13 protein-coding genes and 1 pseudogene are annotated in these 15,934 nt (G+C 39.6%); 3 read left to right on the top strand and 11 right to left on the bottom strand.

The genetic code is table 11. The features are described from left to right. From QVB70_RS16185 to QVB70_RS16140, 10 genes are all read right to left on the bottom strand, one after another. Positions 1-1,123 (bottom strand): hypothetical protein (locus tag QVB70_RS16185; RefSeq protein WP_287588412.1); only part of this gene is annotated, 1,123 nt, incomplete at its 3' end. 164 nt (positions 1,124-1,287) lie between these two features. Continuing rightward, on the bottom strand, positions 1,288-2,253 hold the full coding sequence (locus QVB70_RS16180) for a hypothetical protein (RefSeq protein ID WP_287588410.1): 966 nt from the start codon (positions 2,251-2,253) through the stop codon (positions 1,288-1,290). A gap of 218 nt (positions 2,254-2,471) precedes the next feature. After that, positions 2,472-4,202, bottom strand: coding sequence for a formylmethanofuran dehydrogenase subunit A (locus QVB70_RS16175; RefSeq protein WP_287588408.1), 1,731 nt, complete (start codon positions 4,200-4,202; stop codon positions 2,472-2,474). Between the two features lie 160 nt (positions 4,203-4,362). Further along, a complete protein-coding gene (locus QVB70_RS16170) occupies positions 4,363-5,916 on the bottom strand; it encodes a 4Fe-4S binding protein (protein WP_287588405.1) in 1,554 nt (517 codons plus the stop codon). A gap of 15 nt (positions 5,917-5,931) precedes the next feature. Then, positions 5,932-7,092, bottom strand: a complete 1,161-nt coding sequence (locus QVB70_RS16165) for a (Fe-S)-binding protein (protein WP_287588403.1) — start codon at positions 7,090-7,092, stop codon at positions 5,932-5,934. A 56-nt stretch (positions 7,093-7,148) separates the two neighbouring features. Further along, a complete protein-coding gene (locus QVB70_RS16160) occupies positions 7,149-8,354 on the bottom strand; it encodes a Coenzyme F420 hydrogenase/dehydrogenase, beta subunit C-terminal domain (RefSeq protein ID WP_287588401.1) in 1,206 nt (401 codons plus the stop codon). 96 nt (positions 8,355-8,450) lie between these two features. After that, a complete protein-coding gene (locus QVB70_RS16155; RefSeq protein ID WP_287588416.1) occupies positions 8,451-8,771 on the bottom strand; it encodes a hydrogenase iron-sulfur subunit in 321 nt (106 codons plus the stop codon). A 139-nt stretch (positions 8,772-8,910) separates the two neighbouring features. Further along, positions 8,911-10,845, bottom strand: coding sequence for a CoB--CoM heterodisulfide reductase iron-sulfur subunit A family protein (locus QVB70_RS16150; protein ID WP_287588414.1), 1,935 nt, complete (start codon positions 10,843-10,845; stop codon positions 8,911-8,913). 100 nt (positions 10,846-10,945) lie between these two features. Then, positions 10,946-11,704: a 4Fe-4S binding protein gene (locus QVB70_RS16145; RefSeq protein WP_287588399.1), complete on the bottom strand. Its 759-nt coding sequence runs from the start codon at positions 11,702-11,704 to the stop codon at positions 10,946-10,948. Then, the gene (locus QVB70_RS16140) at positions 11,704-11,946 is read right to left on the bottom strand and encodes an ATP-binding protein (RefSeq protein WP_287588397.1); all 243 of its coding nucleotides are present in this window, start codon (positions 11,944-11,946) and stop codon (positions 11,704-11,706) included. Before QVB70_RS16140 ends, QVB70_RS16145 begins: the two co-directional genes overlap by 1 nt. 603 nt (positions 11,947-12,549) lie before the next feature. Between QVB70_RS16140 and QVB70_RS16135 the strand changes: the two genes are divergently transcribed. Next, positions 12,550-12,960, top strand: a complete 411-nt coding sequence (locus QVB70_RS16135) for a molybdopterin dinucleotide binding domain-containing protein (RefSeq protein ID WP_287588395.1) — start codon at positions 12,550-12,552, stop codon at positions 12,958-12,960. A gap of 16 nt (positions 12,961-12,976) precedes the next feature. After that, entirely contained in the window at positions 12,977-14,302 is a 1,326-nt protein-coding gene (locus tag QVB70_RS16130; RefSeq protein WP_287588393.1) for a formylmethanofuran dehydrogenase subunit B, read from the top strand. Positions 14,303-14,457: 155 nt separating this feature from the next. On the opposite strand, the gene QVB70_RS16125 is transcribed toward QVB70_RS16130, so the two are convergent. Continuing rightward, positions 14,458-14,820 (bottom strand): hypothetical protein, encoded by a 363-nt coding sequence (locus QVB70_RS16125; protein WP_287588392.1) that lies wholly within the window; start codon positions 14,818-14,820, stop codon positions 14,458-14,460. A gap of 372 nt (positions 14,821-15,192) precedes the next feature. On the opposite strand from QVB70_RS16125, the pseudogene QVB70_RS16120 reads away from it, so the two are divergent. Beyond that, positions 15,193-15,934: pseudogene (locus QVB70_RS16120) on the top strand (hypothetical protein); the annotation flags it as partial.

Here is a 15,934-nt window from a genome sequence, read left to right as displayed (position 1 = left end):
GAACTGCTCCAGTCTGATCGATCTGAATGAAGGGATGTTCGTGCCATGTTGGTCCAAATGAGCCTTCTGGACAATATCTATGAAGAAAATAGTTACCACTTCCAATAGTATTGATTGCAAAATCGAAGAATTTGCGAGATAACGAGAACTTTTCGATTGAATCATATCCCTTAACAACAAAGGCGGCGTCCCTCGGCCAACAGTAAAGGTAAGAATCTCCTCCATGTCGAACTATATCTGCATCTGGCGAGGCAATGATCGAACCTGTTTTGTGATCAGACATTAGAGCCGTGATTATAGCCGAAATGTTAAAAATTTTCTTAAGGCGTTTGTCAGTTACATTTTCGGCATTTGCTGAATCTCTTGCATTCTTTAGCCATCGATTCCAAAAGATGAAGGTCTCATCATATAACTTATCAATTGTTTTATAGAGCACAACTTTTCGAGCTTTGTTCGCCTCATGATATCCTTGTCCAGCACAAAAGAACAATGAAACCCGCGAAAATGGATTTTTTTGTGGATCCAAACTCACATTAATCCCTAACGCTGAATCTACTGGTCCATGTGAGGCAGGGCAGCCTGATAGATTACCATCCTCAGCGTCTACAAAAGTCCCACGCAAATCTTTAAAATCTGCACGACCACATGCCAGTTGTGTAAAGTGTGGGATACTTCCAATTAGAACATAATTTGAAAGTTCGTAATGTACGATGCTTTTAATCTTTTCATCATAAACTGCTGAATCAGGAATCGCCATACCTGTAAAATGTATATCATGATAACTGAATAGTTTAATTTCCCGTTTGTTGGGACTCTCAATGACAATATCTCGTACAAAAATCGGGAGATAAGGATATACAAAATCTCTTATCGTTAGGCTAATATCATGTTTATTAATGGCATGAGTTACTCCAATTTGAGAATCATCTATATAGGACTGAGAAACAGCCCAGTGGTGCGAGTCCTTAAGCCAGTTAATACCTTTTGATTTCTCCCAGACTCCCAAATACATCTTATCTACCAACTGGTAGAGTCCTACATACGGGAAATACATTTCTGAAATGTCGGCATTTTCATTAATCGTTACCGTTAGCAGCGAATTACCAAGCACTAGTGTTTTCATTCTTAATCATCCTCGCCTTCAGTTCGATTCTGAGTAGACACCGTATTCATTATTCTTATTTCTTGTGAATCTAACCCGGTAATTAAAGAAAAGAAGATTCTCAAACGACAAAGAAAGATGAAAAGAAAAGGTAGACAGGCAAAAAATCGCTTTACTGGAATAAATTACGTCGGAAAGGCAGATACAACGATATTCCGAAAAGCATCACCTAATATTGTTGCTTCTTTTCGAATTCGTCGCCAAACATCCGTCATCAAGTTTTGTCGTACAGAAGTACTGATATTTTCTAAGAATAAAGTTAGTGCATCGCCCAAATCAGTTAAGGCATGATTAAATGCTTCTTCATCCAAATTTCTTGATCGTAAGTGTCTCTCGATAAATACAGTTGTATCAGTGACGAGGACATATAAGTCGGCAACACGGGCTGTATATTCATCATCCTTCGCTTCTCCAAGGTCAATAATTACCCAGTTATCCTTCTTTGTTCTAAGAATATGCTCTCCTTTTAGATCACCATGGGCAATACCAAGATCCCACATTGCTATAATAAGGTCACTTATATCTTGGAATGAACTGTTTACCCTTTCCTCTCCGAGGCATAGTCGAAGCATATACTTCTCAAAGGTGTATTTAGAATTTATATAGTCCATCCAAAGCACAGACTTAGGTTTCGCGTGTTTTAAGATTTCTTCATCTTCTGCTTGCATAGGAAGCGATAAGCCTCTTGGTTCAGGCACTGGATACCCACTCTGGTAGAGTTTAGTTTGCACAGACCGCTCTCGAATGCCAGCATCTGGGTCTACAACTTTTCCAACTACATTTTCTTTTACGAGATCTAAACCGCCACCCTCAATAGAGGAAATGGGAATACCCTCAGTTAAAAAGTCTATAAGGTAGACTTTATTCCGAGACCAATGCTCATAGAGGTCAGGATAATAGCCATAGACTTCCGTTACTGAGATGATTTCCTCGTTATTTACCAGTTTTGGATGCCAGCGCAGATACTTTTCAACCTCTTTAGGATCGACAAGGTTCAACGGTGGAAATTCACCAAGTCCAAAATAGAGACGTTGGCGTGTAGCTCTATCTATTTCAAAGGGTTTCACTGTTGAAAGAGGTATCCAAGGCATTTATAGCATCACCAAGACTCGTTGTATGAATCATCATTATCGATCCTTAAAAACCATTTCCTCAGAAACGTGAATGATTCAGATTTTGAAGATATTGACTATTTTCGAAAACTGAGCATACACTAGATAAGAGACATTAGGCTTATCTTTGAAAGATTTCACGGGGAAAAAAACCTGCGCTATAAAATCATTTTAAAGTTGAAAAAAAAGATGTAAGTTTAGTTAGAACTAAAATTTTGAGTGACATCCATTTGGAGCGGTGTAGAGCGAGGTAGATAGTCTAGTTCTACGGGGTAATTGCTGAGTTGAATGGTGTAATAGTTACGAAACTTCTCTTCCAAAACCGGTAACAATGCATTTTCTAGTTCTGCTGGGATCTTAATATCTAGCCAAAAAGTTCTTCCTTCTGGCGAGGCTAAAATGTTTCCATCTTTTGCAACTACTTCGCCGTCCTTGATTGTGTATGCTGTATTAGAGAATGCCTTTTGTATGGCAACATGATTTTCAGAGGGATTAGCTACGGGGTCGAAATTGTAGATAGCGACATCAGCATCTGCTCCAATTCCAAGATGTCCTTTATTCTTTAAGCCTAATAATCTTGCAGCGGCTGCTCGCGTCATGATTGCAATTTCATAGAAGGTCAGTTCTCTGTCGATGTCACTTAATGTGCTTGCGCTGGTTGCTTTTTTATGTGCACCTTTCAATATGTCGTCACGTGCTTTTTTACTCATAAGCCATGAAATTAAGCCAGGATATGTAGTAAAAGGACCTCCGTTAGGATGGTCAGTTGTTAGAACTACCCGCCAAGGATCTTCAATTAATAATGCATATTCCATTCCAATTGTCCACTGAATGGAGTTCACTGGGTTTTTTCTAGAATATGTAAAAGGCACTATTCCTGAGCCACATTCTAATTCGACATCTCCGTTCATCCATTTGTTATGTGTCAGTTTATATAGGCTATACTCCATTGGACCATCCGCAGTCATTGTAGTCGTGTCTCCGAACATTATTTGCCCGAGATCGAAGCTTACATGGTCGTTCTTATTCAAATAATCCGCTATTTCAGCGGCACCAGAACCGAAATCTCTCCAACCAGTTCCACCGTAGCTATGAAATTGAAGATGTGTCATATGAAGAACTTCTTTACGCCCTCCATTCCCATTTCCTGCTACCTTAATGTCTTTTAGCGCTTTCATCGTTTCAATAGTAATTTCAACGTTACCAGGTTGTCCGAGATTTACCGTATGGAGATGGATTGGATGAGGAAGCCCTAGTTTTTCGTTTGCTTGTGCCAAGTATCTAATGATCTGGCGTGGAGTAACATTAAAACTAGGAACGGGATCATCTAAAGAGTCCACGTTTCTACCCCAACTCCAGGCTTCTGATCCGCCCGGATTGACGAGCTTGATGGCATATCCTTTTGTTGCTTTGAGCATCCATGCAATAAATGCGGCAAGCATGTCAAGGTTGTCGTTTGCAATGCATTCTAATACGAACCAGTTGTTTCCAAAGAGTGGGAAGCACGCCTTATCAATTATGGGTGTATCTCTTAGTTCCTCGTGGGTATGTCTGGCTTTCAGTGGAGGTACTGCTGGTTCCATTACCGTAGTATAACCCATATTTACATAGCGATATCCTGCCGTAAATGTCGAGGGAACTGAATGTCCCACGCCAGCGCGAGTCGTAGCTGTACGTGCGTAAACCTCATAACGATGATCTTCAGGTCTGAAGAGCCGACCACTGTTTACTTTGCTCCCTGCAATGTGCGCATGAAGGTCGACTCCACCAGGCATCACGATCATATTTGAAGCATCTATAATTTTAGCATCTTTGGGTACTTTCTCGACAATTTTCCCGTCTTTGATAGCAATATCTATTTTCTCGCCGTCAATTTCGTTAGTTGGGTCAAAAACGGTTCCATTTTTGATTAACAGATTCCTTGTCAATGTTACCACCATATTTAGATGAGCTGAATTTCAAATATATGAGCTGAAACGATCTCTTTTAATCTTTCCATCGTGTCAGTTTTTGAACATTATTTAACATGCTGTTTTTGCATCACGTCTTTTTATGAAGGCACCAGAGAGGATAAGTTTAGATTGGAATCTATTCAACAGGTGCCGAAAGTACTTGCTCCAATGTTTGTGGGTCACCATATCTGATGGCTTGAACAGGACATTCTGAAACGCAGATTCCGCAACCTCTACAGAGACTTTCATGTACCTGTGCCTTTCTTGTTTTGAGAGGTATACCCGCCACCTCTGCCACAGGTAACTCTAGTTCTACTACCTGCAGGCTAATAGCATAAAAGGGACAGGCCTCTCTACAATATCCGCAACCAATGCAATATTCTGTTTCAACGAATGCTTTAGGCGTCCATAGTTCTGGTGGTGCAAATTGTGAGGCGATTTTTGATACTACCGTATTAACATCAGTTAATACCAACGAAACATCTTCTGGTTGCAGCCCAGCACCTATAGCAAAGACTCCAGCCTTTTTTGTTTCAACAGTTTCTGATTTTGATTTCTTTTTAAAGAACCCTTTCTTGGTTAGTTTTAACCCCAAAACTGATGCCAGCTGGGTCATCTCTTCCTTTGAAGGAAGTAATTGGTCAAAGAGGATTGCCATATTGACTTTTATTTCTTTATTTTCCTCTGAATTTTTGTCTTTGTATTGAAGAATCAAATCTTTGCGATCTGGATCTTCTTCTACTGCGGAAATAATCCCATCAATATAACTGACACCGTCTGCCATTGACCTTTGAATAAATGTGGCAAACTTCTCATCTTCTAAAGTTCCATCCATGAGAACAACGCACTCTATGTTGGGATTTCTTTCTTTGGATTCAATACTTTGTTTTATTGCAACCGCTTTTTGTGACTTTGATGAGTCTAAGGGAATGAATGCAATGGTTTCTGGTATTTGCCTGTCAGAAATTCTAATTATTTGACCCTCAGTAGGTCCATTCGATGTTAGAATTCTTTCAAATTCCAATCCTGTCAAAACATTTTCAAAATCATAGCCATACTTTGATAGATTTGATATGTTATATCGTAGTACCCCAGTTGCGACAATTATCGCATTTACATCGATTTGCCTCTCAACTGGCTCCTGATCAAAGTTAATAGCGCCTTTTGGGCATAATTTTTGACAACTCTGGCACATTTTGTTGTTGAAATATAAGCAGATATCTTTATCGATCACGTATGTTTTTGGTACTGCCTGTGTAAATGGTGTGTACGCTGCTTTTCTTTTTCCCAGCCCCATATCGAAATCTGTGTCCACGGTCACCATTGGGCAAACCGTCGTACATGTATCGCATGCATCGCATTTTGTACCATCGACAAAGCGTGGATGCTGCAGAATAGTCACTTTAAAGTCGCCTGCGGATCCATCAACATTTGTCACTTCAGAATAGGTGAGTAATGCGATATTTGGGTTTTCTAGTACATCACCCATTTTCGGAGTTAAGTGATACAGACTGTTTTCCATTGAAGGATATAATTTGTCGAGTTGCGCCATTATGCCTCCAATACTAGGGCGTTTTTCAACAAGGTATATATTAAAACCCAATTTCGCAAGGTCTAATGAAGACTGGATACCTGCAATTCCACCACCAATAACCAAGACGACATTGTTTGACTCGTTGGGACTAGCCATGTATGAACCTCCCAGTTAAATACCTAAAGCCTTTGCGACAAGCGTCACGAAGTCCATTACTTCTAATTTTGTAAAATCTAAAGGTTTGTCCTCACCTTTTTCACATCTCAGACAATTGAAATGCATCTCACACTTGGGGCACGTATTCACTAATATTTGTGCTCCTGTGTTTTGTGCATCAGTCAATCTGTCTATCCTTATTGCTTTTGCATAATCATCACAATTAAGCCAAGAACTGACACCACAACAGAGCGCTTTCTCTTTATTCTTCTTCATTTCTTTTAAGGTAAGACCTGGGATACGCTCCATCACTTTTCTAGGAGCATCGTAAACACTCATGTGTCGTCCTAGTCGACATGGATCGTGATACGTTACCACTCTGTTAAAATGTCTGGGGAATTTTAATTTTCCTTCATCAATTTTCTTTGCAAGAAATTCGGAGAGATGGATAACCTCAAAATCAAAATCTGGCACGTAATTCGGATAATCTACTGCTAATGTGCGGTAGCATTCTGCGCAAGTAGTTATAATACGCTTCACATTAGCTTTCTTAAAGGCAGTTGTATTGTACTCTGCCAATTTCAGAAAAGTTTCTTCATCGCCAGACCATAGAACGTCATGTCCACAACATTTCTCGTCCTCAACGACTACAGGGACAATATTTAATTCATTAAGGATTCTCACAGCATCTTTTGAAATCTCACCGTACTTAGCTCCCATATCGGCAAAATAAGAGACGTTATCAAAAAACTCTAAACAACCAACAAAGAGGGCAGTTTCTCCTTCCTTACTTATTTTAGCATCTTCTGGCCAGTTCAATAATTTGTTCGGCTTAATATTAGGGTTTGCCATTAATCTAGTTGCTGTTTTGAAAACCTCGTGATGTGTTTCTCTGAAGTTTTGGTAGCCCTCACGTACCGCATTGGTACGTATTGTCCGAATAAACTCAGCAAAATTGATAGCCATTGGACACTCTGGAACTGTGCATTCATTGCACGTGAGGCATCGCCAAACATCTTTAGACTTTATCACCTCTTCGGTGTCTCCTGAAAGTACTTTCTGAATTATAACTCTAGGCGATTCCATAATATGTCCGAGTGGGCATTTGCCAGAGCATTTGCCACATTGATAACAATAATCTACTATATCTTCAGCAGTCATCATGCTTTTTTGCAATTTCATACCCTCATAACTGATTTTGATGGTTTATTGACAGTTTGAGAATTATTTAATTATTCAGCGCCACTCGCTGCTTTCATGCCTTTCCAAGATCTTGGCGGAATTTCCTCTATAGTGTGACCAGGCTCGTGACCAGGCCAGAGTTCTTTTAAATCTTCCACTAGTTTCTTTGAAATGAGACATAGCGGAATCGACTTCGGGCAGACCTCGCTACATTTTCCGCATGCGATGCACGTATCTCCTACGTGAGATAGGCGGGTTAAATTAATCATAATAGGATCTAATTCCTTTCTTCTTCGTACAACATTACAATCTTTACAATAGCAGATCGGGCATGCACGGATACACATCATACAACTCGTGCATTGCTCGAAGTTTGAAATTATATAATCAAACCGCTCTTCATCAGACATTTCGTCTAACTTGGCAAATTCGGACTCTTGCAGCTCAAGCGCAGTTTGTTCTAAGGAGGCAATGTAATTCTTGAGTTGTTGAATATTCTCATCCGAAAGCTTTTCTACCTCGATTACTTCAGTTGCTGCTTTCTCCAACACTTCCTTTCCCTGCGTAGAACGAACTTCAAAAATCTCTTCATTTCCTTCAAGAGGATGATCAATCCAGAAGGTTAAATCTGCAACATTTTCTTTCGGAACCTTCTTTGGGCACTGATTACAATAACTCCTGACATCGATTTCTTCGCCCAACTTGAAGGCTTGAGTTGTTCCAGTATTAAGTTCCAGAGTCAAGACTCCGTTATTTATTATTTCGTTAACCACACTTTCAGGGTCAATCTCGGCTTTTTTAAGGACTTTTTTGAGTTCTCTTGGGTCTATTCGACCAATACATTCGAGCCCAATCACAAAAAGATTATCAAGTGAAATTTGATCACGTTTTGCCAGTTCTATGAACGCTCTAATATCACAGGGTCTGGCAATTACCCCTATTTTTTTGTCGTTATCTTTTGCCCCGTTGAGTTTAGAGGCAACATATTTTGAAACAGAATCGATGTTTGGTAAATTATACGCAATAAATTGTGAAAGAGAAATATCAAATATTTCTTTGGGCTCTTCTACAATAACCGGTTTAAGTGAAAAATGATCTTTACGTTCTGTAAATGACAAGAAGACATCAACTAATTGGTTTTTTAGCATGAAATTCATTATAGCTTGAATTGCACCGTTTCCATACTTCAACTCGTGGGATTCAAGCTCTTCAAGACCTTCTTTTGGCCTTACAGCGAAGAATTCTCCGATTTCCATTTGTATATAATCTCCTAAGAGAATGATAAAGATAAGGTATATCTGCCGCACCCCTCGCAGGGGCGTTAACTCATGAACTAAGTTTTCCCATGAGTTTCATTCTTTTGCAGCAGGTCTGTTTTTTAGTGGATTAGGTCCTAATTCTAAGATTTCGTTTGTCACTTCATTCGCCATCAGAGCGAATTTTTCGCCTTCAGCGGCGGAACACCATTTCATTTGTATACGACGTTCGTCTAATCCGATGGTCTTAAGCATTTCTTTGAGATAGTCAATCTGCATTTTTGCAATCTTGTTCCCAATCTCAAAGTCGCATTCGCCTTCGTATCAACCGACAACTATCACAGCATCGGCTCGTCTCAACGCTCGTATAATGAGGTCAGGAGATACTCGACCAGCACACGGGACCCTTATAGGCAACACGTTGGCAGGATACTGGGTTCTTGTAACACCAGCCATGTCTGCGGCTTCGTATCCTCACTTCCAACATGCAAAAGTGACGATTTTAGGTACGAACTCAATTGCATCAACCTTCTGTTTCTTACTCTGACCCATTGTTCTAACCTCCTACTTTTTCCTCCGCTACGGCTTTCTCGGTCACGGTTTCCTCTGGTGCCAATAAAGCGTCAATATAGGCTTCCATTTGTTCATCTCTATAATAGCGTAGCGCAATCGCGTTCGATAGACATACCGAAGTACAAGTACCACAACCACGGCAAAGAACTTCATCCACCTTTGCAACACCTTCCTCCATAGTTATAGCACCGTATGGACAGGTTTTGACACAAAGAGTACAACCTGAACATCTTTCTTCGTCAACAAGAGCCTTGATAAGTTCCATCTCGTACTTTCGCGTTATCATTGGCGACGATGCTGCTGCCGCTGCACCCTTTGCCGAGGCGACTGTATCACCTATAGCTCTTGGACCTTGTGCTGCCCCCGCAATATAAATGCCGGGGATCTTGGTGTCAATAGGATTTAGTCGGTTATGGAACTCCTTGATAAAGCCGTCAGAACTTCTTTCAAGTTTTAGAATTTCGGCTATCTTTTCTGTTCCCTCGCCTGCAACCATGGCTACTGATAGAATAACTAGGTCCGCTTCGATTGTTCTAATCTGATTTGCTAACGTGTCTTCAACGCGTACAATAAGGTTTTTAGTTTCTGGATCTTCTGATACGTCTGATACTTTTCCTCGAAGATATTTTATTTTATGTTTTCTAGAACGCGTGTAGTATTCTTCAAGATCTTTTCCAGACGCTCTTATGTCCATGTAACATACTGTGATTTCAGCATCAGGATAATGCTGTTTGACAAGTTTTGCGTTCTTAATCCCAACCATGCAACAGTATCCTGAACAGTGAAGATTCTTAGTTCGGTCTCTAGAACCAACACATTGTATTATTGCAATTCGCTTTGGCTCTTTATCGTCAGAAATTCTCCGTAAGTGGCCTGAAGAAGGTCCATTCGGCGCCAATATTCGCTCGAATTCATTTTGCGTTAGAACGTTCTCATATTCACCATAGCCGTATAGACCATAGGGTTTGAATTCATCGAAACCGGTAGCAACGATAATTGTCCCTACATGTAATTCTGTTTCCTTGAGGTGCTGATTAAAATCGATTGCTTCTAATTCGCATACGCGTTCACAGAGTTTACATCGAATACAATAATCCATGTCGATTGTAGCAATATTAGGAACTGCCTGTGCAAATGGCTTATAAACCGCTTTTCTTGGTCCAAGACTACAGTCGAACTCATTAGGTGCATAGACCGGACAAACATCCATACAAACTCCACATCCATTACACCTTATCTCATTGACGTATCTTGGTCTATGTTCAACTGTAACTGCGAAATCACCGATCACGCCTGAAACGCTTTTCACTTCAGAATAACTCATAACTTCAATGTTAGGATGTCTATCGACTTCCAGCATTACTGGACCCAAGATTCAGATACTGCAATCATCAGTGGGATACGTGCGATCGAGCATTGCCATGTGTCCACCAACGCTTGGTGCCTTTTCGACGAGATAAACCTGTATTCCTTCATCTCCTAAATTCAATGCTGCAGTTAATCCACCGATCCCGCCACCGATCACTAAGGCAGTCGGATTTACACTGATAACCCTTCTAGGAACGTCTTCAAGCTCCGCCGCACGGGCTACGCCAGCCCGCAATAATTCTTTTGCTTTTTCTAAGGCTTTCTTTGGGGTCTCCATATGTACCGAAGCAACATGTTCTCTGATGTTTACGAACTCTAGGAAACTAGGACTCATCCCCAAATCACTGAGTATAGATCTGAAAACGGGTTCATGTGTTTTTGGCGTACAGGACGCGACAACGATGCGGTCCAAATTGTAAACCACGATTTTATCCTTTATAAGGTCTGCTCCTGCTGTTGTGCAAAGAGAGAGATTTTGTTCTGCAAGTACAACGTTCGGAAGTGTAGTTGCGTACTCAGTTAATGCTGGAACATCAACGTAAGCTGCAATTTGGAAACCTCAACGACAAACGAAAACTCCAATGCGCATTTCTTCTTCTGAAATTCTTATCACCACCTCCAAAGTGACGAAATATTCTTCTTTGATTCCATTACTCACGTTCGTAGAATTTAAGGGGAGATCTTAATTTTTCTACTATATTAAGCCAAAATTCTGTATATTCCCCTTCTTCATCGTAAATGACTTCACGTTCTAATTCAATAGGACATTCGTTTACACATACGATAGGGCATTCGGTATCAAAAAGACACTGATCTTCATCCCTCATTATTGTACATTTTGTTGGGCATGCGTTAACACAGGCTCCACAATAGATACATTTCGATTCGTCAAGCGCAATTTTATCAACTCGTTCTCCACCTTCTTTAGGATGTGGTACGTAAAGTGCTCCAGTGGGGCAAATGTTTGCGCAAGTCGAACAACCTCCAGGGCAATTTTCTGGATAGAGTTTTATCTTACCATTGAATAACTTTCGTGCCTTCATTCCTTTTCTCCTTTCGAGGTCGACAAAGTCTGTGGGTAATGGCGGAACCGCTTTGTTTTCAGCAAGCAAATTTTTAGGCTCGCCATTTATCTCCAATTTCAAGGCAAAGAAAGGACACATATAAGCGCAAGTGCCACAGTAAACGCACTTATTTTCATCGATCAGTATTGCAGGTGTGTCGGTATCCCCTTTAATGGAAGCGCCTACAGGTCCTCTTTCAATAGCATTTTTTGGACAAACTAAGATGCACGTACCACAACCTGTACAATGTGCTCTGTCATAATTAAGTTTCAGATCAATCGTCAAGAGTTTAAATTCTGCTGTGATCGTATCAGGTTCAACAATTTTTCTATGTAACGGTAACATTAGCGAGGCACCTCTTTTGCAGAAATGATTATTTTTATTGCTTGAACAGGGCAAGCTTCAATACACATTCCGCATCCGTCACATAACTTTGAGTTTACAACATGAGCCTTCCCTTTTTTAACAACAAAAATTAGGTTTTCATGATCTTCATTTATTAAACACAATTGAGTCTTTGGACATGCAGTGTAACAATCTCCACATCCATGACACAATCTTTCATTGATAACAATTTCGTAAGGCATTAACGTCCCTCAAGCTCATAGGAGTTTGCCGATAATCACCCAAAATTAAGGCGATCAACAGTCCTTTAAGCAGTATTTGGATATTTAAGCATTTACCTTTTTATGAAGTTTACACCCAGTCGCTTAATTAGAATAGGATGAGGCTTCAAAAAGATTACAAGGTCAACAAAAGTTGTATTTTTAGTCACTAAATCATTGAAACGCGTAAAGTGGTTGTATATCGTCTAGCTAGTATCTGTTCCTCTGTTCTCCTTTGCACTTTTCATCATATAGTATTAGAAGCACAGGTTCTTTATATGTGCTGTTTTTGGCAAAAATTCTACTTTAGCTCTAAAGCAATCTATTTCTGTTCATGGAAAATAACAATAAGCCTCTCATCTTAGAAGTTGATTGATTCTTTTTATATATTCTAAATGTACTATTCAAAACATTAAAATGAGCAAAATTTAAATGGAAAGATGAGTGTGAAAGTTTCGACAACTTTCAAATTGTACATATTTGAAAGACCATTACTTGAAAATTTGTTGACTAGATCCTACTATTCATCCATATTAGTTTTCAAGATACCCTCTTAAATTTCCAGTAGGAACATGGTGAAAAGAGATGGGAATGAAAAAATCAAAAAAGGTCACCCTTCTTACCGGTCGATCGATTGAGCAAGGAGTAGCGTTAGAAGGTGAAAAACTCACACGAGGATACGTCCTGAGCACTGCTGTATGTGATATCGACCCGGATGACATGAAGGAACTAGGAATTTACGATGGCGATACTGTGAAAGTTAAAACTGATTATGGTGAAGTCTTAGTAAGCGGAATTGAATCAACTCAGGCCCCACACAGAGGAATTGTATTCATTCCAATGGGGCTTTACGCAAATGCTGTGGTCAATCCAGAGACTGATAGCACAGGAATGCCATCCTATAAAGGAATCGAAGCTATTATTGAACCTGCTCCAAATGAAAGGGTGCCAGCCCCTACTGCACTAATGAAAAAAATAATGCCGCTCAAAAAGTGAGGGAGTGAACTAAAGGATGAGCAAACAAACTGTTGTTAAAAATGTCATTTGTCCTTTTTGTGGATGTTTATGCGACGATATTGAAATTTATGTGGAAAATGGTAAGATTGTGGAAACTGCAAATGCCTGTGTCCTCGGTACAGCAAAATTCATGTCAGCCAACAACGTATCTCACAGAATCACTGCTCCGATGATAAGAGAAAATGGGAAGCTCAAAGAAGTTGAATTAGATGAAGCCATAGAAAAGGCAGCACAGTTTTTAGTGAATGCAGAATGGCCGTTGCTTTATGGATGGGCTTCAACAGAATGCGAGGCCCAAAGCATAGGAGTAGCATTAGCCGAAGAAGTAGGTGGTTGTATAGATCAGACCGCTTCTGTATGTCACGGTCCGTCTATTTTAGGAGTGCAGGATATTGGATTATCAGGAGCAACCTTAGGAGAAATCATGAATCGAGCAGACTTAATCATCTATTGGGGCTGCAATCCAGTTCATGCTCATCCCCGTCATATGAGTAGATATTCCGTTTATCGAAGGGGATTCTTTACGGAACGTGGTGTTAAAGACAGACTCATGGTAGTGGTAGACCCCAGAGAAACCCACACTGCGAAATTGGCAAATCTCTTCATTCAACCGAAACCGGGTACAGATTTCGAAGTAATAAGTGCTGTTAGAACAGTGTTAGCAGGCAATGAACTTGCTGTTGATGAGGTAGGTGGAGTTTCTAAGGAAGAAATAATTGAGCTCGTTAATATCTTAAAGAATAGCAAAATGGGAATTGTCTTTTTCGGTCTTGGGCTTACCATGAGTAGCGGAAAGCATAGAAATATTGATATCGCCTTAAGTCTTGTTCGAGATCTCGCTGCTTTCACCAAATTTTTGATCTGTCCGATGCGAGGACACTGGAATGTAACTGGCATTGGTCAGGTCCTAACGTGGATAACAGGATATCCCTTTGCAGTTGATTTCAGCAGGGGCTATCCAAGGTATGGACCGGGCGAATTTACCTCAAATGAAGTGTTGGCAAAAGGAGAGGTTGACGCTGCTCTTGTTATTGCGGCGGATGCCGTAGCTAATTTTCCATTAAAAGCAGCAAAACGTCTAGCAGAAATCCCTCTTATAGCAATTGACCCTCATCAAACACCTACGACAGAGCTAGCGGATGTATTGCTTCCATGCTCGATAGCGGGCATTGAGGCGGAAGGCACGGGTTACAGAATGGATGGGGTTCCCATTCGCGTTAAGAAAGTAATAGAAGCGCCAGAAGGATGCTTATCGGACAAAGAAATCTTAGAACGATTGTTGATAAGGGTAAAAGAACTAAAGGCTAAGAAAAAAGCCTAAACTTCATATTTTATTTATTTTAGACTCTCACAACAGTTTAGAAATGTACGATCGAAATACGCATTAATGATTAAAAAGATACAGTTTTCTTCTTTTAAGATTCATAAAAATAATGATTAAAAAGAGTGAGGGGCAAAAATAGGGGAATCATTCGATTAAAGTTTGATTCCCAGATTGACTTTGGATTCTGCGATTTTCTTCTGAACTAATCCTACCAAAGATTCCATTTCTGCCAGAGAGTTTAGGTAGGCTTGCCTTTTTTCTTTTTCTTCCATACAATTCAGTTTAAGGGGGCATCTGCTACAGATTAGATTTTTTACGTCATATTGGCCAAATGTTTCACATGAATATGCTAAATTTGGTTCATTAGCGGTTTTTACCGATTCATAGGTCAAGCTTTTACCAAAAGCGCAGATATCACATCGGTGGACAGTACAGGTATCCCAGTTTGGGCACGCGAAATTGTTTGTTTCAGGAGTTTTATTTTTGATTTCTTCAGAAACTTCAATTTGAGCCATTAACATTCCTCCATATTAGTTTTAAGTGATTTTAATTGATAATTTTCACCAATTGAATTTTTTCAGTGTTATTTCAACCATATATGCAAGAATATATAATTCTGTCCAAAAATTTTGTTTCTAAATTTTTGCGACAAAAATTGACAAAAAGTCAACTTATCTAAACGCCCAAAAGACAACCTAAGCTATTGAAAAAGAAAATATTTTTTTTCCTATTTTGTAAACAAAAATTATCAAAAAAGTTTTTGTAAGTAACCATCGATAATTATTTATAAGTTAACAAAAAATTCACGATTATAATCTTGCACTCTCAGTTGAATGTAACAGGAAAAAAGGAAAAATATTGATTTTTGAAAAATGGAGTTAACAATTATGGAATTATATTCAGTTCTTTCACATCCAACAAGGCAAAAAATACTCCAATTCCTTGAGAGAGAAGGGGTTTTGTCTTTTTCCGCTTTTCTGCCGCTGTTGAAGTTGGAAACGTCGGGGAAACTTAACTTCCATCTGAAAAAGATGGGAGATTTGATTAAAAAGAGCGGAAAGAACTATATGTTGACTGAAGAAGGCAAATTGGCTCTAAAAATCATGAAATTAAATGATAACATCCTTTCTGGGACAGCGCAATTTGATCAAATCGACAAAGATGACATCACCAAAGTAGGAATACTACGCATAGGTGTCATCATCTGTTTATGTGCTGAAGAAATATCTTGTGTATTAGATGTCGCTGACTTAAAGAGGTATGTTGCCTCTCTAAAAAACGTTGTTTCGGTACGCATTGTTGATAGATTGTGTGATATAAGAGAAGTGGAGGGCATAAAAGAGGAATGGGTTGATCAGTTCTTTATTAATCGCATCGTGGTTGCTTCATGCTCACCAAGAACTCATTCATTCGTGGTTGCGGACATCTTCGAAGGACTTCTCCCAGTTGAAGTAATCAAAAACACAGAATTTGCCAATATCAGGGAGCAATGTGTCTGGGTCAATGATTCAGAACCACAAATCGCTCTTGAAAAAGCAAAGATCTTAATAGAAGCCGCTGTTAATCGGGTTATTCTTCAAGAAGACATCAAAGTAAAAGAAATTATAAGAACTCAAAAAAGTGTTGCAG

This window comes from Candidatus Borrarchaeum sp., assembly GCF_019058535.1.
GTDB classification, from domain to species: domain Archaea; phylum Asgardarchaeota; class Sifarchaeia; order Borrarchaeales; family Borrarchaeaceae; genus Borrarchaeum; species Borrarchaeum weybense.
Note: the sequence above shows the minus strand (reverse complement) of the source record. Positions and strands in the feature narration are given on the sequence as shown.

Coding starts and splice junctions, on each gene's coding strand:
- QVB70_RS16140 (WP_287588397.1), bottom strand. CDS start 11,946: ATGCCTTACGAAATTGTTATCAATGAAAGATTGTGTCATGGATGTGGA.
- QVB70_RS16130 (WP_287588393.1), top strand. CDS start 12,977: ATGAGCAAACAAACTGTTGTTAAAAATGTCATTTGTCCTTTTTGTGGA.
- QVB70_RS16180 (WP_287588410.1), bottom strand. CDS start 2,253: ATGCCTTGGATACCTCTTTCAACAGTGAAACCCTTTGAAATAGATAGA.
- QVB70_RS16160 (WP_287588401.1), bottom strand. CDS start 8,354: ATGGAAATCGGAGAATTCTTCGCTGTAAGGCCAAAAGAAGGTCTTGAA.
- QVB70_RS16125 (WP_287588392.1), bottom strand. CDS start 14,820: ATGGCTCAAATTGAAGTTTCTGAAGAAATCAAAAATAAAACTCCTGAA.
- QVB70_RS16145 (WP_287588399.1), bottom strand. CDS start 11,704: ATGTTACCGTTACATAGAAAAATTGTTGAACCTGATACGATCACAGCA.
- QVB70_RS16170 (WP_287588405.1), bottom strand. CDS start 5,916: ATGGCTAGTCCCAACGAGTCAAACAATGTCGTCTTGGTTATTGGTGGT.
- QVB70_RS16135 (WP_287588395.1), top strand. CDS start 12,550: ATGGGAATGAAAAAATCAAAAAAGGTCACCCTTCTTACCGGTCGATCG.